At 46.5% G+C, this 20,967-nt stretch carries 16 protein-coding genes; 9 read left to right on the top strand and 7 right to left on the bottom strand.

Going from position 1 to position 20,967, the window contains the following annotated elements; translation table 11 throughout:
- Nucleotides 1-41: 41 nt before the first annotated feature.
- The 3 genes from A8140_RS18930 (at nt 42) to A8140_RS18915 (ending at nt 2,017) form a co-directional block, all read left to right on the top strand.
- Nucleotides 42-578, top strand: coding sequence for a GNAT family N-acetyltransferase (locus A8140_RS18930; RefSeq protein ID WP_005530760.1), 537 nt, complete (start codon nt 42-44; stop codon nt 576-578).
- Between the two features lie 365 nt (nt 579-943).
- Nucleotides 944-1,405 carry an SAM-dependent methyltransferase gene (locus A8140_RS18925; protein WP_005530762.1) on the top strand — a complete coding sequence of 154 codons (462 nt, stop codon included), beginning with the start codon at nt 944-946 and terminating at the stop codon, nt 1,403-1,405.
- Between the two features lie 156 nt (nt 1,406-1,561).
- A complete protein-coding gene (locus A8140_RS18915) occupies nt 1,562-2,017 on the top strand; it encodes a GNAT family N-acetyltransferase (protein WP_005530766.1) in 456 nt (151 codons plus the stop codon).
- Nucleotides 2,018-2,266: 249 nt separating this feature from the next.
- On the opposite strand, the gene gcvP is transcribed toward A8140_RS18915, so the two are convergent.
- The 3 genes from gcvP to A8140_RS18900 form a co-directional block, all read right to left on the bottom strand.
- Complete coding sequence (gene gcvP, locus A8140_RS18910) at nt 2,267-5,131, bottom strand: aminomethyl-transferring glycine dehydrogenase (RefSeq protein ID WP_005530769.1); 2,865 nt, start codon at nt 5,129-5,131, stop codon at nt 2,267-2,269.
- 129 nt (nt 5,132-5,260) lie between these two features.
- Nucleotides 5,261-5,641, bottom strand: coding sequence for a glycine cleavage system protein GcvH (gene gcvH, locus A8140_RS18905; protein WP_005431364.1), 381 nt, complete (start codon nt 5,639-5,641; stop codon nt 5,261-5,263).
- Nucleotides 5,642-5,692: 51 nt separating this feature from the next.
- Nucleotides 5,693-6,988, bottom strand: coding sequence for a serine hydroxymethyltransferase (locus tag A8140_RS18900; RefSeq protein WP_005530771.1), 1,296 nt, complete (start codon nt 6,986-6,988; stop codon nt 5,693-5,695).
- Nucleotides 6,989-7,366: 378 nt separating this feature from the next.
- Here A8140_RS18900 and A8140_RS18895 point away from each other — a divergent pair, with 378 nt between their 5' ends.
- On the top strand, nt 7,367-7,990 hold the full coding sequence (locus tag A8140_RS18895) for a helix-turn-helix domain-containing protein (protein WP_005431308.1): 624 nt from the start codon (nt 7,367-7,369) through the stop codon (nt 7,988-7,990).
- Between the two features lie 267 nt (nt 7,991-8,257).
- Nucleotides 8,258-9,376, top strand: a complete 1,119-nt coding sequence (gene gcvT / locus A8140_RS18890) for a glycine cleavage system aminomethyltransferase GcvT (RefSeq protein ID WP_005530773.1) — start codon at nt 8,258-8,260, stop codon at nt 9,374-9,376.
- Between the two features lie 209 nt (nt 9,377-9,585).
- Here gcvT and A8140_RS18885 read toward each other — a convergent pair whose 3' ends face one another.
- A complete protein-coding gene (locus tag A8140_RS18885; protein WP_005530775.1) occupies nt 9,586-10,311 on the bottom strand; it encodes a TetR/AcrR family transcriptional regulator in 726 nt (241 codons plus the stop codon).
- A gap of 275 nt (nt 10,312-10,586) precedes the next feature.
- On the opposite strand from A8140_RS18885, the gene A8140_RS18880 reads away from it, so the two are divergent.
- The 4 genes from A8140_RS18880 to A8140_RS18865 all read left to right on the top strand — a co-directional run bounded on the left by A8140_RS18880 (nt 10,587) and on the right by A8140_RS18865 (nt 16,671).
- On the top strand, nt 10,587-11,549 hold the full coding sequence (locus A8140_RS18880) for an efflux RND transporter periplasmic adaptor subunit (RefSeq protein WP_227740727.1): 963 nt from the start codon (nt 10,587-10,589) through the stop codon (nt 11,547-11,549).
- Nucleotides 11,549-12,610 (top strand): efflux RND transporter periplasmic adaptor subunit, encoded by a 1,062-nt coding sequence (locus A8140_RS18875; RefSeq protein WP_005530779.1) that lies wholly within the window; start codon nt 11,549-11,551, stop codon nt 12,608-12,610. The genes A8140_RS18880 and A8140_RS18875 overlap by 1 nt, the downstream gene beginning before the upstream one ends.
- The gene (locus tag A8140_RS18870; RefSeq protein WP_005530781.1) at nt 12,610-15,669 is read left to right on the top strand and encodes an efflux RND transporter permease subunit; all 3,060 of its coding nucleotides are present in this window, start codon (nt 12,610-12,612) and stop codon (nt 15,667-15,669) included. Before A8140_RS18875 ends, A8140_RS18870 begins: the two co-directional genes overlap by 1 nt.
- 288 nt (nt 15,670-15,957) lie before the next feature.
- Complete coding sequence (locus A8140_RS18865) at nt 15,958-16,671, top strand: hypothetical protein (RefSeq protein WP_005530782.1); 714 nt, start codon at nt 15,958-15,960, stop codon at nt 16,669-16,671.
- Nucleotides 16,672-16,902: 231 nt separating this feature from the next.
- Here the strand turns inward: A8140_RS18865 and fruA are convergent, their stop codons facing one another.
- Genes fruA through fruB form a run of 3 tightly spaced genes read right to left on the bottom strand, consistent with a single transcriptional unit; the run spans nt 16,903 to nt 20,787 of the window.
- Nucleotides 16,903-18,648: a PTS fructose transporter subunit IIBC gene (gene fruA / locus A8140_RS18860; protein ID WP_005530785.1), complete on the bottom strand. Its 1,746-nt coding sequence runs from the start codon at nt 18,646-18,648 to the stop codon at nt 16,903-16,905.
- Between the two features lie 19 nt (nt 18,649-18,667).
- The gene (gene pfkB / locus A8140_RS18855; RefSeq protein ID WP_005530787.1) at nt 18,668-19,642 is read right to left on the bottom strand and encodes a 1-phosphofructokinase; all 975 of its coding nucleotides are present in this window, start codon (nt 19,640-19,642) and stop codon (nt 18,668-18,670) included.
- Between the two features lie 11 nt (nt 19,643-19,653).
- Complete coding sequence (gene fruB, locus A8140_RS18850) at nt 19,654-20,787, bottom strand: fused PTS fructose transporter subunit IIA/HPr protein (RefSeq protein ID WP_005530788.1); 1,134 nt, start codon at nt 20,785-20,787, stop codon at nt 19,654-19,656.
- Nucleotides 20,788-20,967 lie beyond the last annotated feature (180 nt).

The following is a 20,967-nucleotide window of genomic DNA, read 5'->3' as shown; positions in this document are numbered from 1 at the left end:
CTTAACGCGGCGTTATGCCTCACAAGGAAAAGGAACTTTCGATGTTTAAACTCGAGACTAAGCGTCTGATTATTAGGGATATGACTCTGAACGATGAAGATGCTTTTGTTGCTATATCTCAGGATGCTAAATATCAGCGTTTCTATGACGAAAGCGATTGCGACCCTAATAAATACCGAGAGTTAACAAGCTTGTTTGTCGCTCAGGCTTCTGAGAAGCCAAGAAGATCATACCAATTAGCTGTCGAGTGTAAGGTGTCAGGTGAGTTCGTTGGGACTGTTTGTTTACGGCTAGAGGACAATCACCAGGCTTCGATGGGGTGTGCATTTTCGAGAGCCTCTCAAGGTAATAAGTTAAGCCATGAAGCAGCCTTGGCTCTGGCAGATTTTGGGTTCTCGGAGTTGAGAGTTCACCGCATTTATGCGGAGACAATCAGTAAAAACCTGCCAGCTATTAAGCTCTGTAAGTCTCTGGGTATGCGCCAAGAAGCACATTTTATGGAGCATCGTTTTTTCAAAGGACAGTGGTGGGATACAGTTGTTTTGGCAGTCCTTCGTGCCGAGTGGGGCAAGGCATAATAAGAGACTATGGTTTCAAGATACTTTTTTATACCTGATCTTGATGCAACTAAGTCATTTAAGCTAACAAGGTTTTGTCCAAAAGCTTCTCAGGCTGAATTTTTAGCCGTGGCACTTTTTAGCTCGAAAGTGCCCCTTTATGGCTTAGGGCAGATACTCACACACATTCTGTAAACTGCGTTTGTCCTACAAAAAGTTATTTAAACTCAGCACACTAAGGAATTATGCATTCACTGTGCACTCTAACTTTTTAACTCACTCATTAGGCTATTGATTTTCAGTTGAAGAGTTAAACGATAGACCGCATTATATCTACGTAAAGAGCGCCTTATAGATAGCGTTAGCACCCGGAGGAGAAAATAATCATGGAAGAAATTAGGCTTGTTCCTATAGGAAAAGTTGAATCAACCAGAAGTGAGATGATTGACGATAATTGGGATAAAGAAAACGCCTCTATAGCTATTGATGCTGCGTTCGGGGCGGAAGCTCTTATCGAACTTTCTGATTTTTCTCATGTTGAAGTGACTTTTTATTTCAACAAAGTTGATAAGTCAAAGATTATAACGGGTGCAAGGCATCCAAGAAATAACACTGATTGGCCGAAAGTTGGTGTTTTTGCCCAAAGAGGTAAAAACCGACCGAACCGTTTAGGTTCTACAATTTGTGAAGTGATTTCTGTTTGTGGGAATGTGCTACATGTTAGAGGATTGGATGCTATAGACGGTACGCCAGTGGTAGACATTAAGCCAGTAATGGGTGAATTCTTACCAAGAACAACCGTCGAGCAGCCCGAGTGGTCAAAAGAAATTATGTCAAATTACTGGTAGTCAGAGTGCTAGCAAATTGTTCAAGAGTGATTCGTAACGCGCGGCATTTTTACTATGCGTTGGTTATTGTGTTTAAGTTGGTATGCGGTAGCTTCAGCATTGCGTTGCTCCCCCCTAAGCGGGGCGCTAGCAGCCAAAAGTAATAAGGAACTATAGATGGAATTAAAGTATCGTTCAGCTGATTTTGAAGATTTGGAAAGTCTTGTTGCTTTGCTTTCAAATGACCCGCTTGGTAGTAAAAGAGAAGACGCGTCTGTTCCGCTGAATAGTGCGTACATTGAAGCGTTTGAAGCGATTACACGAGATCCAAACAACGAATTACTGGTTGTTGAACTGGAAAACTCTCTAGTCGGGATGCTTCAAATTACTTTTATTCCCTACCTTACACATATTGGTGGTTGGCGTTGTCTTATCGAAGGTGTTCGAATCCATAGTGACTACCGTGGACAAGGCTTCGGTGAGCAAATGTTCGCACATGCTATCGAACTGGCAAAAAGCAAAGGCTGTACCATCGTTCAGTTAACAAGTGACAAGCAGCGTCCTGATGCAATCAGGTTCTATGAAAAACTTGGATTCAAAGCAACACATGAAGGGTTTAAACTCGCGTTATAGGCTGTCTGCTAACAATCTGTTTAAGATTGATTCGCAACGTGTAGTATTTTCACTATGCGTACTGCTGATCTGATCAAGTGATGCTGGATAATCACATAACGAATTTATCGATACTTTTACTAATTTAAGCTTTGTTAAAGTAGCAATCTTGCTAAAACGGAATTGTCCATAAACAAGTTTTAAAAGTCTTGCTCCAAAACAAAAAGGCGAACCATTCGGTTCGCCTTTGTCTATTTAGATTCTACAAAATTAATCTTCGTAGTTATCAATGCTTGGGCACGAGCAGATTAGGTTACGGTCGCCGTATACGTTATCCACGCGGTTTACTGTTGGCCAGTACTTCCAAGATTTGGTTGCTTTTGAAGGGAAGCAGCCAAGTTCACGAGAGTAAGGGCGATCCCATTCTTCTTTCGCTAGGTCAATTTGAGTGTGTGGCGCGTTAACAAGCGGGTTGTTATCTAGCGGCCATTCACCGTTCTTAACCTTAGTCATTTCTTCACGGATTGCGATCATCGCATCACAGAAACGGTCTAGCTCTTCTAGATCTTCCGATTCCGTTGGCTCAACCATTAGCGTACCTGCTACAGGGAACGACATAGTTGGAGCGTGGAAACCGTAGTCCATTAGACGCTTCGCGATATCTTCTTCGCCGATGCCTGTGTCTTCTTTTAGTGGACGAATGTCGATAATACATTCGTGCGCTACACGGCCGTTTGAGCCACGGTAAAGAATAGGGTAGTGAGGGCGCAATTGCTCCATCACGTAGTTTGCGTTCAGAATCGCTACTTTTGTTGCGTCTGTTAGGCCAACTTCGCCCATCATTGCGATGTAAGCCCAAGAGATAGGCAGGATAGACGCGCTACCCATGTCTGCTGCGGATACTGCGAAGTTTTCGCCGTCTGCACCGTTTTCAATGTGACCTGGTAGGAAAGGCGCTAGGTGCGATTTCACACCGATAGGACCCATGCCTGGACCGCCACCACCGTGTGGGATACAGAAGGTTTTGTGTAGGTTTAGGTGAGAAACGTCAGAGCCGATGAATCCCGGCGTTGTTAGACCAACCTGTGCGTTCATGTTTGCGCCGTCTAGGTAAACCTGACCGCCCGCGGCATGAACCATTTCACACACTTCTTTCACTTGCTCCTCGTATACGCCGTGCGTAGAAGGGTAAGTGATCATGATGCTTGATAGGTTGTCTTTGTGCTTCTCGATTTTCGCTGCTAGGTCAGTGACGTCGATGTTACCTTCTTCATCACACTTAACCACAACCACTTTCATTGACACCATAGACGCTGTCGCAGGGTTAGTGCCGTGCGCAGAGCTTGGGATCAAACATACGTTGCGGTGACCTTCGCCACGGCTTTCGTGGTAGCGTTGAATCGCGATAAGACCTGCGTACTCACCCGATGCACCAGAGTTTGGTTGTAGTGAGAAAGCATCGTAGCCTGTGATTTCACATAGCTTTTCTTTCAGATCTTTTGCTAGTGCTGCGTAACCGGCTGCTTGTTCTGCTGGTGCGAACGGGTGGATCGAACCAAACTCAGGCCATGTTACTGGGATCATCTCTGCTGCTGCGTTCAGCTTCATCGTACAGCTGCCCAGTGGGATCATGCCGTGCGTTAGCGAGAAGTCTTTGTTCTCTAGCTGTTTTAGGTAACGCATCATCTGTGTTTCGCTGTGGTGCGTGTTAAACACAGGGTGCGTTAGGTATTCTGTTGTGCGGCGCAGTGCTTCTGGAATCGCTGCAAACTCGTTGCCTGCAATTTCCGTTGATAGTGCTGCGACTTCTTCTCTCACACCGAATACTGCGAATAGGGCTTCTACGTCTGCCACGGTTGTAGTTTCGTCGAAGCTTGCACCTAGCTGAGTACCCAACTTACGTAGGTTGATGTCTGCTGCTAGTGCTTTCGCGTAAAGGTCTTCAGTTTGTGCACCAGTATTGATGGTGATGGTGTCGAAGAAGCTGTTGTGAGCAAGCTCGAAGCCGCCTTTAGTTAGGCCAGCAGCTAGGATAGCGGTCATGTGGTGCGTACGACGAGCAATTGTGCGTAGACCTTCTGCGCCGTGGTAAACCGCGTAGAAAGACGCCATGTTCGCTAGTAGCGCTTGAGCCGTACAGATGTTTGATGTCGCTTTTTCACGACGGATGTGTTGCTCACGCGTTTGCATTGCCATGCGCAGTGCTTGGTTGCCGTTAGTATCGATAGAAACACCGATAACACGACCTGGCATTGTACGCTTGTGCTTGTCACGTGTTGCCATGAAGGCTGCGTGTGGACCGCCGTAACCCATAGGAACGCCGAAACGTTGTGCTGAACCGATTGCTACGTCTGCGCCCATTTCACCCGCAGGCTTTAGTAGGGCAGAAGCCAATAGGTCAGTTGCTACCGTTACTAGCGTTTTGTTTGATTGCGCTTTTGCGATGATGTCCGTTAGGTCACGAACTTCACCCGTTGTGCCTGGGTATTGAACGAGTGCGCCGAATACGTCTTGTTCTGGCAGTGAATCTAGAGAACCAACTAGGACTTCAAAGCCGATGAATTTCGCACGAGTTTTTACTACTTCGATGGTTTGTGGGTGAACGTCGTCAGCAACGAAGAATACGTCACTCTTGCTCTTACCCGCACGCTTACAAAGTGTCATCGCTTCTGCGGCTGCCGTTGCTTCATCAAGCAGTGACGCGTTTGCGATTTCCATACCAGTAAGATCCATCACCATTTGTTGGTAGTTTAGAAGTGATTCCAAACGACCTTGTGAGATCTCTGGTTGGTAAGGTGTGTAAGCGGTGTACCAGCCCGGGTTTTCCATCACGTTACGTAGGATTACGTTTGGCGTGAAGGTGTTGTAGTAACCCTGACCGATGAAAGTACGTTTGATTTGGTTTTGATCTGCGAATTTACGCATTGCTGCCAGCATGTCTGCTTCGCTTTTTGCTTCTGCCAAGTTCATTGGCTGCTCAAGGCGAATTTGTGCTGGTACGGTTTCGTCGATAAGCGAATCTAGGCTTACTGCGTTGATCGCTTCCAACATTTTCTGTTGGTCAGATTTGTTTGGTCCGTTGTGGCGAGCAACGAACTCATTTTGTGTGCTGAGGCTTTGAAGTAATTCAGTCATTGTCCTTTACCTACTCCTTGGTTCGGGTAACGGATTTGCGTTACTGATAAATTAAATTATACGTCCGAACCTAGAAAAAAAGCTGTCCACTAATCGTTATGCTAGGGGACAGCTTTCGTCTCATCCTAATTACTCTTCTTCGATAGAGCTTAGGTATTCTTCCGCATCTTTTAAGTCATCCAACTCAGATGGGTCTGAAAGCTTCACTTTCACAATCCAACCACCTTCGTATGGTTCTTCGTTGATTAGCTCTGGGCTGTCTTCTAGTTCTTCGTTGATTTCAACTACTTCGCCAGTGATTGGTGAGTAGATGTCTGAAGCCGCTTTTACAGACTCCACCAAAGAAAAGCTTTCGCCCGCTTCGACTTCATCTTCCACGTCTGGTAGGTCAACGAATACCACGTCACCTAGCATTTCTTGAGCGTGCTCAGAAATACCGATAGTTGCTGTGCCGTCACCGTTGTCACGTACCCACTCGTGGCTATCTGTAAACTTCAGTGTTTTGTCCATTGCTTAATCTCCAAATAACTTGTCAGGATTTATTCTGATATAAAAAATCGTTTACTGGTAAAGAGGGAAGCGACTGCAAAGCTCTTTAACTTGCTTGCGTACGCGTTTTTCTACTTCTGCGTCACCTTCTGGGTTGCTAACCAAACCATCCAGTACGTCACCAATCCAATTACCAATGAGTTTAAATTCTTCAGCGCCAAAGCCGCGGCTTGTACCCGCAGGCGTACCTAAACGGATGCCCGATGTAATCATAGGCTTCTCTGTGTCGAATGGGATGCCATTTTTGTTACATGTGATGCCTGCACGCTCTAGTGCTTCTTCTGCTTTGTTACCTTTCAAACCTTTAGGACGAAGGTCAACCAGCATTAGATGCGTGTCAGTACCACCAGTTACGATGTCGCAACCGCGAGTTTGCAATACTTCTGCCATGACTTTTGCGTTACTGATAACTGAATCAATATAAGTTTTGAATTCAGGACCTAGGGCTTCACCGAATGCCACTGCTTTAGAAGCAATCACGTGCATCAGTGGGCCGCCTTGTAAACCTGGGAATACCGCAGAGTTGATTTTCTTAATGATGTCTTCGTGGTTAGTCAGGATCATACCGCCACGTGGGCCACGCAATGTTTTGTGTGTTGTCGTAGTAACAACGTGCGCGTGAGGAAGCGGGCTAGGGTGCGCGCCTGTTGCGATAAGACCAGCGATATGCGCCATGTCGACCATAAGAATCGCGTTAACTTCGTCTGCGATTTCACGGAATTTTGCGAAATCGATAGTACGTGGAATTGCACTACCACCTGCGATGATCATTTTAGGTTGGTGCTCAAGTGCTAGCTCACGAACGTCGTCGTAGTTGATTTCTAGTGTTTCGCGGTCAACGCCGTATTGCACTGCGTTAAACCATTTACCAGAAAGTGCAGGGCGAGCACCGTGAGTTAGGTGGCCACCTGCGTCTAGAGACATACCAAGAATGGTGTCGCCAGGTTGAAGCAGTGCCAGTTTTACAGCACCGTTTGCTTGTGCGCCTGAGTGTGGTTGAACGTTTGCGTATTCACAATTGAAAAGTTTTTTCGCGCGTTCGATAGCAATGGCTTCCACTGTATCTACGTGCTCACAACCACCATAGTAACGGCGACCTGGGTAACCTTCAGCGTATTTGTTTGTTAGGCATGTGCCTTGAGCTTGCATTACCGCTTTAGAAACGATGTTCTCAGAAGCGATAAGTTCGATTTGTTCGTTTTGGCGAGCGAATTCTGCCTGAATTCCAGCAAAGACAGCGTCATCTGTCGCAGAGAGGTTGGTAGAGAAAAAGTTTTCCAAGCTGTGGTTAGGGTAACTCTTGTTCATGGTAGTTGACCTTCCAAATCTGAAAATGAACCTGCAGTAAAAATAGTTGTTTGATTGCGATGGTGGTTCATTTGTCCTCAAAACAGCTGAACTGCATAGCAGAACAGAGTGACTTTCGGCCCGAATAAGTGGGCAAAACTCCGTCGGATTGTGGTTTTCCTTCTCCAATCTCTTACGGAAATGTGCATCTCTACATCTAACAAGTTGGTAACATAGCGCCTGCGGCACGAACAATCAACCAAAAATTTCCTATAGGAAACGAGATTTCTGGTTTTGTTAACAAGAGCACGCTTTAATTAACTCGATGGACTTTTATCCACTATAGGCTTCATGCACAATGCTAATAGAAAGGAATAAGGGAGTTTTAAAGAGGGATTTATGGCAGAAAGTATTTACGATGAATACCCGTCAATGACGTTGGCAAAAGAGCAGCAAGACCAAAATATTGAACCGCTTAAGCTCGGTCAACGCATCAAAGATATCCGCTCCAAACTCGGCATTACGTTAGAAGAGGCAAGCCAACGTACTGGCCTAGCGCGTTCTACGCTAAGTAAGATAGAGAACGAACAGATTTCTCCGACGTTCCAAGCCATGCAAAAATTAGCGCACGGCTTGCAAATTGATATGCCGCAACTGTTTGAACCACCTAGAAAAAAGGTTGCGACAGGGCGTAGAGATGTGACCAAGAAGAAAGAGGGTAAACCACACCCAACCCAAACCTACGAGCATGAGCTTCTGGCGACTCAACTTTCCAATAAGAAAATGATGCCTTTTAAGAGCCAAATCCGTGCCCGCAGTTTTGATGAATACAAAGACTGGGTTCGTCATGATGGCGAAGAGTTTTTGCTTATCTTGTCCGGTGAAGTGATGTTTTATTCTGAGTTCTATGAGCCTGTTGTATTAAGCGAAGGCGACAGTGTGTATTACGATGCGAACATGGGTCATATGTTGACCAGTGTGAGTGAGGAAGACGCGCACATTTTGTGGGTCACAGCCAAATAGTGTTAAATAGCTGTAAATTTCCTATAGTGAAGGCAAACGATTGCTATTGGTTTTAAATGCGTTATGATGGCGCTCTGTTGATGATATCTCACTCAACAGAGCGCCTTTTTTGTGCGTTTTGTTGTGATTAAAATGTTAAAAGTCACACTTTTGAAAGTCGAGGGATGTCTTGTTCGTGCAAAATTGAACCAAGCGTGTTTATTATTGGAAACATTATTCGATGCGAATGCCGACAGCATTCTCGGGTCTATCTAAATGGAGACGAAAATGACTCAAGAACTTCTGAAAACACCACTGCATGCACTTCATGTTGAAGTAGGCGCAAAGATGGTCCCGTTCGCGGGTTACGACATGCCAGTTCAATACCCACTAGGCGTAAAGAAAGAACACTTACACACTCGTGATGCAGCAGGTCTGTTCGATGTTTCTCACATGGGTCAACTTCGTTTGATTGGTGACGGTGCAGCAGCATTCCTAGAAACTTTGGTTCCAGTGGACATTATTGACCTAGGTGCAGGTAAACAGCGTTACGCGTTCTTCACTAACGAGCAGGGCGGCATCATGGATGACTTGATGGTGGCTAACCTTGGCGATCATCTGTTTGTTGTAGTAAACGCAGCATGTAAAGAACAAGACATTGCACACCTTCAAGCGCATCTTCCTTCTGGCATTGAGCTAGAAATTATCGATGATCGTGCACTGCTTGCGATTCAAGGTCCTAAAGCGGCAGAGGTACTAGCACGCTTTGCTCCTGAAGTTGCAGAGATGCTGTTTATGGATGTTCGCAAAGTTGAACTACTCGGCGTTGAGTGCATTATTTCTCGTAGTGGTTACACGGGCGAAGATGGTTACGAAATCTCGGTACCGGCTGACAAAGCAGAAGAGCTTGCTCGTAAGCTAACTGGCGAAGAAGAAGTTGAGTGGATCGGCCTTGGCGCACGTGACTCACTGCGTCTAGAGTGTGGTCTGTGTCTATACGGTCATGACCTAGACACAACAACAACGCCTGTTGAAGCAAGCCTACTATGGGGCATTCAAAAAGTACGTCGCGCTGATGGCGAGCGTGCTGGTGGTTTCCCAGGTGCAGACATCATTCTTAAGCAAATCGAAACGAAAGATGTTGCTCGTAAGCGTATTGGTTTAGTAGGTCAAACCAAAGCACCAGTACGTGAAGGTGCAGAACTGTACGATGCAGACGGCAACAAGATTGGTGTGGTAACCAGTGGTACAGCAGGTCCTAACGCAGGTAAGCCAGTATCAATGGGTTATGTACGCGCAGACCTTGCGGCGATCGGTATAGAGTTGTTCGCAGAAGTACGTGGCAAAATGCTACCAATGACGGTAGAAAAAATGCCGTTCGTTCCACAACGCTACTACCGCGGATAATTAGCTTATTGGTTTAGTGAGCTAATTAAAGATCGTCATTCAGCGAGACTAGGAATCTACCTCCCACGCGCTGCATAACTACAGTGCTGCGTTTAGGAATAAGTAACTATGAAGTAGCTTCCTTTCGTTTCATATCTGAAGCGACAAGTACAAACAAAAATGCCGAGCTCAGTGCTCGGCATTTTTTATGTTTGTTGAACAGGCGTCTGTTAAGCGGTCAGTTCTTCAATTGGACAGCACATTTTAATCACGATTTCACTCAAATGCTCTGGGTGAATCATGTCTTCTTTGCTGATGCCAAATTGGTTCGCCATTATGGTGTTGAACAGCTCCCAGTGGTTGATCAGTAGCTTATCTCGGTTTTCTGCCATCGCTGGCCATGTTTTTTGCATCATCGGCGTTAGGCTCACTGCGCCATGAGCGAACAACAGCATTTGCCATTTTGATTCCCATTGATCGGTCGGTGTTTCAGGGAACTCCCGATTATATTCTGAGAATAGCTGAGTGAAGATCGCCGCGAATTCATCTTCCGAACGCAAGAAGTATTGCAGTAGGGCGTCGTCGTCTTGGCGAATCGCATCTGCAATCATTTGGATTGGGTGCGGGTTCATGAGTGCAAATGCCAACATTCTTACCATGAACAAGTAGATTTTTTGATTAGACGGAGTGTTTTCTGGCATTTCGTTGACCAGCTGCGCCATATAGCTTTGCAAGAAGTCATCCATGCCGTCGCTCACTGCTTGCCAGATCTTCTCTTTACTGCCGAAGTGGTGGCGAATCAAACTATGGGACACACCAGCTTTCTCACTGATGTTGCGAAGCGAAACTCGTTCGTACCCTAACTCACAGAACATATCTGCCGCGACTCTAAGAATCAGGCACTTAGTTTGCTCAGCAGCTTCGGCACTTCTACGGCCTTGCTTTCTTTCTGTCATAGTTCGAATTTTCCCGAATATTAATCAACGCGCCTATTTTTACCAGAAACCGGACACTTTGACTAATTATTTTATTATCCATATGGAAAATATGTTGATCATTTTTTTTGTGATTAATATACTGCACGACTGTGTAATAAATATAAGGACGATGGAGAAAGCCAGTGCGAAAACAATACTTAAAGCGCACATTTGTCGGAGCAGCGGTGGCATTGAGCCTCGCCACGATGCTGACAGGGTGTAACAAAGCCGTATCAGAGCCGTCCGAGCCTTAAATCAAACCGGTAAAATTGCTGGCTGTTAATGATCTAACGGTTGCCGATTCCGATGCATTCCTTGCACGAATAGATGCAACCTACAGAGCGCAACTTTCATTTCAGGTAGGTGGTGAAATTGAGAAGTTGGTCGTGAGAATGGGTGAAGAGGTGAAGCAGGGCGATGTACTTGCAACGCTAGACCCAAAAGATTTGCAGCTGGCGCTTGATGCATCACAAGCGCAGTACGCATTAGCAAAAACGCAATGGGAACGCTCAAAAAGCTTGTACAACAAGAAGCTTATCAGCACGGATAGCTATGACCAGCAAGAAACCCAATACAAAGCGGCACTGGCAAACTTAGAGCAAGCAAAAACCGACCTGAGCTACACAGAGATTCATGCCCCGTTTGATGGTGTTGTGTCTTATACCTATGTGAAGCCTTATCAAGTGGTTGCGGCTAAGCAAGAAATCCTAAACCTAATCGACAACACCACGTTGGACGTGTCGTTCACTCTTCCGGTGACTTACGCCGAAGCAGTGTCACTCAACGCACTTAAAGATGCAGAGATGTGGGTGACGATGGACAGCGAGCCAAACAAACGCATCCAAGGCACGTTCAAAGAAATCTCAACCCAACCGAATGCCGATACCAACAGCTATGAAGCGATCGTGACGATTACTCGTCCTTCTGATCGTAACTTGCTAACGGGCATGACAGGCCAAGTACACATTGCGAAGCAAAACGTATCGAACGCGATGATGCTGCCAAATGCGGCTTGGGTGTCGAAAGATGCCGCTCATGGTGAGGTTTGGGTAATGGATAGCGATACACAGCAAGTAAATAAAGTGACATTGTCACTAAATGCGAACGGCGCTGTGGAGTCTGGTTTAGATAACAACGACTACGTGGTTATTGCAGGTGTTGAACGCTTGGTGGAAGGCCAAGTTGTGAAAGCTTGGGCTCGTGAGGAAGGTATCTAATGAAACGTTCATTATTCACAGTATCGGCTATCGCACTGGCGGTACTCACTGGTTGTAATAGCACGGATGAAGTCGTGACAGAACAGCCTCTGTATGTCTCGACAGTATCAGTCGATGTTCCCGTAATAAGCCAATACCGTACATTTAAAGGTCAGGTTGTGCCTGCCGAGCAAACGCCAATTGCATTCCGTCGCGCAGGCGAAGTTCAGCATGTGTTAGTCAAAGCGGGTGACACGGTGAAACAAGGCCAGATGATCGCCAAGCTAGATGACAGCAAAGAGAAGCAAGCGGTCAACGACGCAGAAGCACAATACACACTCGCCATTCGCCAGCTTAAACGTGGTGAAGAGCTGCATAACCGCCAAATGATTTCTAAAGCGGAGTTGGATGAGCTAACGGCGAACAAAGAACTGGCCGAGGCAAACTTTTACAACGCAACCAACCAATTGAACTACACACGTTTGTTTGCACCGTTTGCGGGCAAGGTTTCGGATGTTTTCAAAGAGCGTTTTGAGCGTGTTGCGATTGGTGAGCCGGTTTTAAACCTTTATCAGAGCGACAAAGTGTACGTTCGTATCGAGTTGTCAGACAACGTACTTGCGATGGTAAATCCAAATACACAAAGCATGAGCTACCAGCCTCAAGCCACGTTCTCGGGTGACGCGAAATCTTACTCTTTGTTTTACTTAGAGCACACAAGTGAGCCGAATGCTCAAACGCAAACCTACCAAATGTATTTAACAATGCCACAGCCTGAGGAAGAGATTCTGCCGGGTTCCAGCGTAAGCGTTGCAGTAGATATGGTCGCAGCAGGCATTACTTCTATTGATGGTTACAACATTCCAATGACTGCATTACAAGCGGGCAATCAAGATGGTGAGTTTTTCGTTTGGAAATTGAATAGTGACGCGGTCACTAAAGTGGAAGTAACCATCGACCAAGTTAATGGCGAAGGTGCGATTGTGTCGTCAGGTGTTGCTCAAGGCGATGTATTAGTGAATTCCAGCTTACGCAAACTGCGCGAAGGTAAGCATGTGGATGTGGTGGAGAAACAACAATAATGAGCATTGCTGAATACTCAATTAAGAACAAAGTCATCAGCTGGCTGTTCATCGTTATTCTAGCGATCGGCGGTGTGACGTCGTTCCTAGAACTGGGTCGATTGGAAGACCCGGCATTTACCATCAAAGATGCGATGGTGATTGCGACTTATCCTAGTGCGACTTCTAAAGAAGTAGAAGAAGAGCTGACGTATCCGCTTGAGAAAGAGATTCGTAAGCTGCCTTATATCGATAAGATCACGTCGACGTCCTCTAGTGGTATGTCTCAGATTATGGTGAGCATGAAGATGGACTACGATCCGGATGAATTGCCGCAAATCTGGGATGAAATGCGCCGTAAAATCAACGATCTGCAACCAACTTTGCCGCAAGGCGTTCAATCTCTGCAAATCATTGATGACTTTGGTGACGTGTACGGCGTAATGCTAATGCTAACGGGTGACGACTACGATTACGTAGAACTCAAACGTTACGCAGACCAACTGACGCGTGAACTCGAACTGATCGATGGCGTGGGAAAAGTTGATATCGCTGGCGAGCAACAAGAGATGCTGTTTGTTGAGATTTCATTGGATCGCTTAGCGGCTTTGAACCTCGACATGAATGTAATTTCTGGCTTGCTAAACCAACAGAACAATGTGGTCTCTGCAGGTGAGGTGATGGTAAATGGCGAGAGCCTTATTATTCGCCCAAGCGGTACATTAAACACGGTTGAAGCACTAGAGAACCTGATTATTCACGGTCGCGATACGGGTAATTTGATTCGCCTAAAAGATGTCGCAACCATCAGCCGTGGCATTCAAGAAAAGCCTGGCAATGTGCTGCTGTATAACGGTAAGAAAGCAATCAACATCGGTATTTCGTTTGCGTCTGGCGTAAACGTAGTAGAAGTCGGTCAACGTATTGAAGCGGAACTAGCAAGCCTTGAGACCATCAAGCCGGCTGGTATCGATATGAACTACTTCTACAACCAATCACAAGAAGTAGACGATTCAGTTAAAGCGTTTGTTATTAGCTTGGCAGAAGCCGTTGCTATCGTAATCATCGTACTGCTGTTCACCATGGGTTTACGCAGTGGCGTGATCATCGGCTTGGTTCTGTTGTTGACGGTATTCGGTACCTTCATCTTGATGAACTACAACAACATTGAGCTTCACCGTATCTCACTTGGTGCGCTGATCATTGCGCTTGGTATGTTGGTGGACAATGCCATCGTGGTGGTGGAAGGGATATTGGTTGGTCTTAAGAAAGGACGAACCAAAGTTCAAGCTGCTACAGATATCGTCAAACAAACTCAGTGGCCACTGCTTGGTGCGACCGTCATTGCTATTACCGCATTTGCGCCTATCGGTCTGTCACAAGACGCGACCGGTGAGTTCATGGGCTCTCTGTTCTGGGTTCTATGCTTCTCACTATTCTTGAGCTGGATTACGGCGATTACGCTAACGCCATTCCTAGCAGACCTTCTATTGAAAGAAGAAGACAAGAATGCAGATGCAGAAGACGAAGACCCGTACAAAGGTTGGTTATTTGTCGCGTTTGGTGCGTCTCTTAAACTTGCGCTTCGTTTCCGTTGGTTAACAGTAGCGGGCATGGTCGCGCTGTTAGTTGGTGCTGTGGTTGCGTTTGGCAGTGTCAAGCAACAGTTCTTCCCACCATCCAACACGCCGATGTTCTACGTTGATATGTGGATGCCAGAAGGCACAGACATTCGCGAGACTATTAAGAAAGCAGAAGAAGTAGAAAGCTACATTCGTACACAAGATGATGTCGATTTTGTTTCAGCTTCGATTGGTCAAGGTTTGCAGCGTTTCGCTCTGACTTACCAACCAGAGAAAAGCTACGAAGCGTACGCACAGTTCCAAGTTCGCACGACAGACCGTGAGTACATGTTTAAGCTGCTGCACAAGTTGGATGACAGCCTAGCGAAGACGTTCGACAAACCAACGTTTCAGTTCAAGTTGATGGAATTCGGCCCGTCTCCAGCGTCTAAGATTGAAGCGCGTATTACTGGCCCAGATCCACAAGTGCTGCGTGACTTAGCAGTGCAAGTCGAAGACATTCTGCATACTGATCCGGGAGCTCGTAATATCCGTCATGACTGGCGTGAGCGCACTAAAGAGTTAGTGCCTGTATTTAACGAGTCTAAAGCGCGCCGCTTAGGTATCTCGAAAGAAGATCTTTCAAGCACACTACAAATGGCGTTTGGTGGTAGCACACTGGGCTTCCTACGCGATGGTGCGCATATTCTGCCTATCATGACGCGTCTGCCAGAAGCGGAACGTGTGGATTTTGAATCACTGCAGAGCGTGAATATCTGGAGTCCATCGCTTCAAAGCTACATTCCAGTAGACCAAGTGATTGATGGAGTGAAACTGGATTGGGAAGAGCCGTTAATTCAGCGTCGTGACCGCAAGCGTACTCTAACGGTACTGGCTGACCACGATGTACTGAGTGACGATACAGCGGCAAGCTTGTTTGCTCGTGTTCAACCAAAAGTGATGGCACTGCATATTCCAGAAGGGTACGAAATCACTTGGGGTGGCGAGTACGAGTCATCGAAAGATGCGCAAGAAGGTCTGTTTGGCTCACTGCCAATGGGTTACCTGTTGATGTTCATCATTACGATGCTGCTGTTTAACTCACTGAAGAAGCCACTGGTTATTTGGTTCACAGTTCCGCTGTCTATCATCGGTGTGTCGTTTGGTTTGTTAACCACGAATATGCCATTCAGCTTTACCGCGTTCCTTGGTCTATTAAGTTTGAGCGGTATGATTCTGAAAAACGGTATCGTACTTCTTGACCAGATTAACCTAGAGCTAGCGTCAGGTAAGGATCCTTACTTAGCGATTGTCGACAGTGCGATTAGCCGCGTTCGACCAGTAAGTATGGCGGCGCTGACCACCATCCTCGGTATGATTCCATTGGTGTTTGATGCATTCTTCGGATCAATGGCGATTACGATTATGGCAGGCCTTGGTTTTGCTACAGTTTTGACTTTGATTGTTATACCAGTCATGTTTGCAATTCTGTTTAAGATCAAACCAACCACTGCATAAGGGACTTCCTGACTTTAATTATTGTCAGATTCCTGCCTAGCTCTGAGGGTATTCCTCAGGGCTTTTTTGATCGGAGAGGATTAAGATGCGAGATGCGAGATATGAGACTCGAGAGGAAAGAGAGAGAAAGATAATGGAGGCGAGAGTGTAGAGTTGAGGGGAGAATGAAGGCGAAAACCAGCGCTGGTGGTTTAGTGTACACCTCACTGATTTTTATGATTTTCTTACAAGCGATTGATAAATCTTGCGTATACTAAGAGCACATCATCAATAAAAGAGCGAACGCAAATGAACAATCGCGGATTACACGGACTCTTCCTTTTAGGCTCACTAACGCTAATTGGCTGTTCTTCAATAGACGGCATCTCTACCGATAACGTAGACTCTCAAGCGCCAGTGGAATTAAAAAGCGCGGATGCAGCCACAATTGCAACTTGGATCGACAAAAGCGTTCTGATGCCACAGGGCCTTTCTTTAGAAACAGATAAAATTCGTTATGTTACTGGATCAGCGGATTTGAATAGTGACGGCACAGCAGAGCATTTGGTGTTATTCCAAGACCGTTTCTTCTGTGGAAGTGGTGGTTGCACGGCGTATATGTTCGATAACAACGGCAAAGTACTGAACCGCATGTCGGTAACAAGAACACCAATTGCACTCATTGACAGCTACAGTAACGGTTGGCAAGACTTTGTCGTGTGGAGTAATGGTGCTTACCGTCAGATGAGTTACAACGGTGAATCTTACCCAACGAACCCTTCACTAGAACCTAAAGTTGATCGTAATACACAGGTACAAACCGCGACGGCGTATGTTATGGCGACCGAGTTATACCAACAAGATGGTTACGATATTATGCCAGCCGATGATAAGCAGATTTGGACCCCGGCGAACGTGTATCACTTCACCTTTAAACACCATGGTGACCCGCACAATATTTACAATGCGACAGTGAACTTGAGCAGCGGTGATGTGGATGTTGAATCAGTACCAATGCAATAAATTGTCGGTTTAAACACTGCCAACTTAAACAAGAAAGGGCGAACACTTATTACAAGCGTTCGCCCTTTGTTTTTGGGGGGACCTTGTGCCCGATATGGTATTTGTTATCCCATGGCAATCGAGGTTGCTTGGGCATAATAAAAAACACCTCCCAAAGCCGAGGCTAGAGGGAGGTGTCGAATGCCAAATCGAGGGAGGCATTGTTAACTGTTATTTAATCGCAGTTTGCAATTAAGCTGCAGCTTGTTGTTTCGCTTCTGATTTGTTCTTTAGGAACGCGTAAGTGAAGCCCGTTACCGCTGTACCTGCTGCAATTGCTACCAAGTACATCAGTACTGGCGAGATTGCGTTAGGGATAAGCAGCACGAACAAACCACCGTGTGGTGCCATCAGTTTTGCACCGAACAGCATAGAAAGTGCACCTGTTAGTGCGCCACCTGCCATACATGATGGGATAACACGCATTGGATCTTTCGCTGCAAATGGGATTGCACCTTCAGAGATAAAGCACAGACCAAGAACGAATGATGCTTTACCCGCTTCACGCTCGCTTTGCTCAAACTTGGTTTTAGCAAGGAATGTCGCAAGGCCCATACCAAGCGCAGGAACCATACCTGCCGCCATGATTGCCGCCATTGGTGCGTAAGTTTGTGAAGCCAATAGACCCACACCGAATGCGTAAGCTGCTTTGTTTACTGGACCACCTAGGTCGAAACACATCATTGCGCCAAGGATAATACCCAGTAGAACTGCGCTGTCAGAACCCATGTTGTTTAGGAAGTCAGTTAGGCCGACCATGATGCCTGAAACCGGACCGCCTACGATGTAAATCATCACCAGACCCGTGAACAGTGTTGCCACGAAAGGAATGATAAGGATCGGTTTAAGCGCTTCCATTGATTGTGGAAGTTTTACTTTGTCTGCTAGAAACTTCGCTGCGTAACCGGCTATAAAACCTGCTGCTATGCCACCAAGGAAACCTGCGCCAGTTGAGCTTGCTAGCATACCGCCCACAAGACCCGGAGCCAGACCTGGACGGTCGGCAATAGAAAAGGCGATGTAACCAGCAAGAACTGGAATCATCAATGCGAATGCAGAGCCACCACCAATGTTCATCAGTGCTGCTGCCAGCGTACCTTCTTCTTTAAATGCTTCGATACCAAATACGAAGGATAGGGCGATGATCAAACCACCTGCAACCACAACTGGAAGCATGTGAGATACACCTGTCATTAGGTGCTTGTATGCGCCTTTCTTCTCTTCTGTCGCTGATGATGCGCTAGAAGAGCCAGAGTGTTGGTATACGCTTGCTTGTTCAAATGCTTTGTCCATTTCTTCCGCTGTTTTCTTCAGCGCTGGAGCTGTTTTAGTGCGGTACACTTTTTTGCCGTTGAAGCGGTCAAGAGGTACTTCAATATCCGCTGCGATGATCACTAAATCTGCGTCTGCGATTTCTTGATCAGTCAGTTGGTTTTTCGCACCTACTGAGCCACGCGTTTCCACTTTGATTTGGTGACCACGACGTTTACCTTCTTCCTCTAGCGCCTCTGCTGCCATGAAGGTGTGTGCTACGCCAGTTGGACATGCTGTGATCGCAACGATCTTCTTCGTTGCAGATGCGCTTTCTGCTGGTGCTGCTACTTGTGCCGTATCTGTGGTTGCTTGCTCTAGTGTTGCTGAGTTTTCAACCGCAGTCTGTAGGAAAGCCATTGCGTCTTTTGCAACGGTGCTGATATCTGCTTGGTAGACTTTTTTACCTACGAAACGAGAAGTATCAACTGGAGTGTTAGCCGCAATTACGATCGCTTCTGCTTGTTCAATGTCAGCGTCTGTAAGCAGTGTTGGTTCAACCACGTTTGATTGGCATTCAATCTTAGCGTTCCAACCCAACTTAGCTGCTGCTTGTTCTAGTAGGCCTGCCGCAATGATGCTGTTCGCAACACCACTTGGACAAGCTGTAATAATGGCAATATTCATACTGATAACCTTCTGTTCCTTAGTTTTTGTCTAAGTTCGTATTAGGGTAAAGCTCGGTAACTTCGGTTTGGAGCTTAATGTTCTCCAGTTCTTCCTGACTGGTTAGGCCAACGCCAACTTGGCTCACTGCTAGGGCAGAAAGCGCCGTAGCGAAGCGCAGTAAATCATTCTCCGGCATCACTTGCATGTGACCCCAGCACAAGCCAGCCACAAGCGTATCGCCTGCGCCGACGGTGCTTACAACATTCATTCGTGGTGGTTGGGCACGCAGCCATTCACCTTGGTTCAGCCACATCACGCCGTCTGCACCCATAGAAACCACGATGTTCTCAATGCCTTTGTCGCTTAGCGTCTGCGCTGCTTCTTGGCATTGCTCTGGTGTGGTTAGGTGCTCGCCAACAAAGTCGCTTAGCTCTTCATCGTTTGGTTTGATCAGCCATGGGTGAGCATCGATGCCCGCACGCAGCGCAGCTTTGCTGCTATCGAACAAGACTTTCTTACCTTGCTGATGCAGCTTTTCAATCCATGCCGCGCATTGCTCTGCAGTAACACCGCCCGGTAGGCTGCCTGCCAATACAAAGTAATCGTGTGTTTCTGCAAGGCGGAATAGGGTTTCTTCAAAGCGTGCGATTTCTTCTGCCGTAACTTGAACGCCAGGGAAGTTGATGTCGCTCACTTGGCCACCTGCTTCAACCAATTTCACGTTGATGCGAGTTGCTCCTTCTACTTCAACGAATTCGTTTTTAACATCGATATCGCTAAATAGCTGGTGGAAGAGCTCTGGGTTGTCTTTGCCAAGAAAGCCAGTCACTGTTACGTCTGCACCTAGGTCACTAAGTACTTTCGCTACGTTTACGCCTTTACCAGCCGCATGTAGGTTGCTCTTTTCAACTAGGCTGACAGAACCCACTTTAATTGAGTCCAGCGAACCTGTTAGGTCAAGGGCAGGGTTAAGCGTGATGGTAACGACTTTGTTTGTTTTCAATGCTGTCATTCTCTCGCCCCTTAACCTTCGCCTAGACCAGATGCGATTGCTTTGCCGATTGAATCAAGTGCTTGTGCAGCATCTGGACCTTCAGCAGAGAATTGAAGCTGGTGGCCGTGTTTCACGCCTAGCGCGATAACTTTCATTAGGCTCTTCGCGTTTACTGTTTTACCCGAACCGTCAAGGTTAGCTACGCGGATGTTCGATTCGAACTTCTTCGCTTCTGCAACTAGCATCGCGCCTGGTCGAGCGTGTAGGCCGTGTGCGTTTTTGATCTTGAAGATTGCTGTGTTGCCATCTTCGGCCGCTTCTGTTGCCATTTCTTCGCCTTTAAATAGCGCAAGAATTTGTTCAGCAGAATCATCAAGCAGTTTGCTGTGTTTGTTATTGAATACAAGCTTTGAAATCGTGCTTAGGATAGATTGGTGTGCATTGTTGCAAGCAGCAAAAGCGACTAGAGCTCGTACTTTCTCGCCTTCGAACTCACAATCATTTGCTGTCGATACAAAAGCAACACCAGTACGGGTTACTTGCTTATCACTACCAACTAGCCATAGACCTTGGCCTAGATGTGTAGGCGTTTTTGTTACTAGGTCTGCAACGAACTCTGTACCTGCACAACCTGTGTTTTTAAGTAGGCCGCCAGCAACCGCGCTCATCTGAATCATGTCGCTCGCTGGGAATTGCAGTTGAATGAGAGATGCATCGAAATCGGCTTCTAGCTGAACGTCGCCATGAAGCAGGGCGATGATGTCGTCTTCATTTTTCGCCTTGCGTAGACGCTCTTCAACGCCGTCGGCACCCAATACTTTTGTTAGCTGCTTAAGAATGCCTAAGTGCTCGTCCGATTTCGCGGCGATACCGATAGCAACGAATACTTTGTTGCCGTCGCCCCATTCAACGCCTTCTGGGAGGTGGTGTACAGCAACGCCAGTGGTTTTCACCATTGAGCGCGTGTCAGTCGTACCGTGAGGAATTGCGATGCCGTTACCTAGAAACGTAGAGTTCTGGTTTTCACGGTTTAGCATGCCTTCTACATAACCTTGTTCTACCAGACCTTTGTCTGTAAGGCTTTGAGCGATGTTTTTGATCGCTTCAAATTTATCTGTAGCGGATTGAGATAGGGTAATGTCGTTCTTACTTAGCTTAAGCATGGTGCTTCTCCAGCCTTAAGGTCTTTATTTCTAATTCATCTTGGTTACGCAGCGTTTGGGCTGCGTAACGCGTGGTTCTGTTGTTGCTGAACTCAATTTATTCACTAAGCAGTATTGCTTAACAGGCAACTGAATCGATTCAGCAATTAGTCAAATTTTTAAAAGCATTCAGCAAAACCG

The sequence above is a fragment of the Vibrio campbellii CAIM 519 = NBRC 15631 = ATCC 25920 genome, assembly GCF_002163755.1.
In the GTDB taxonomy this organism is placed as follows: domain Bacteria; phylum Pseudomonadota; class Gammaproteobacteria; order Enterobacterales; family Vibrionaceae; genus Vibrio; species Vibrio campbellii.
This window is presented reverse-complemented; position numbering and strand designations above follow the sequence as displayed.

Coding starts and splice junctions, on each gene's coding strand:
- A8140_RS18930 (WP_005530760.1), top strand. CDS start 42: ATGTTTAAACTCGAGACTAAGCGTCTGATTATTAGGGATATGACTCTG.
- A8140_RS18925 (WP_005530762.1), top strand. CDS start 944: ATGGAAGAAATTAGGCTTGTTCCTATAGGAAAAGTTGAATCAACCAGA.
- A8140_RS18915 (WP_005530766.1), top strand. CDS start 1,562: ATGGAATTAAAGTATCGTTCAGCTGATTTTGAAGATTTGGAAAGTCTT.
- gcvP (WP_005530769.1), bottom strand. CDS start 5,131: ATGACTGAATTACTTCAAAGCCTCAGCACACAAAATGAGTTCGTTGCT.
- gcvH (WP_005431364.1), bottom strand. CDS start 5,641: ATGGACAAAACACTGAAGTTTACAGATAGCCACGAGTGGGTACGTGAC.
- A8140_RS18900 (WP_005530771.1), bottom strand. CDS start 6,988: ATGAACAAGAGTTACCCTAACCACAGCTTGGAAAACTTTTTCTCTACC.
- A8140_RS18895 (WP_005431308.1), top strand. CDS start 7,367: ATGGCAGAAAGTATTTACGATGAATACCCGTCAATGACGTTGGCAAAA.
- gcvT (WP_005530773.1), top strand. CDS start 8,258: ATGACTCAAGAACTTCTGAAAACACCACTGCATGCACTTCATGTTGAA.
- A8140_RS18885 (WP_005530775.1), bottom strand. CDS start 10,311: ATGACAGAAAGAAAGCAAGGCCGTAGAAGTGCCGAAGCTGCTGAGCAA.
- A8140_RS18875 (WP_005530779.1), top strand. CDS start 11,549: ATGAAACGTTCATTATTCACAGTATCGGCTATCGCACTGGCGGTACTC.
- A8140_RS18870 (WP_005530781.1), top strand. CDS start 12,610: ATGAGCATTGCTGAATACTCAATTAAGAACAAAGTCATCAGCTGGCTG.
- A8140_RS18865 (WP_005530782.1), top strand. CDS start 15,958: ATGAACAATCGCGGATTACACGGACTCTTCCTTTTAGGCTCACTAACG.
- fruA (WP_005530785.1), bottom strand. CDS start 18,648: ATGAATATTGCCATTATTACAGCTTGTCCAAGTGGTGTTGCGAACAGC.
- pfkB (WP_005530787.1), bottom strand. CDS start 19,642: ATGACAGCATTGAAAACAAACAAAGTCGTTACCATCACGCTTAACCCT.
- fruB (WP_005530788.1), bottom strand. CDS start 20,787: ATGCTTAAGCTAAGTAAGAACGACATTACCCTATCTCAATCCGCTACA.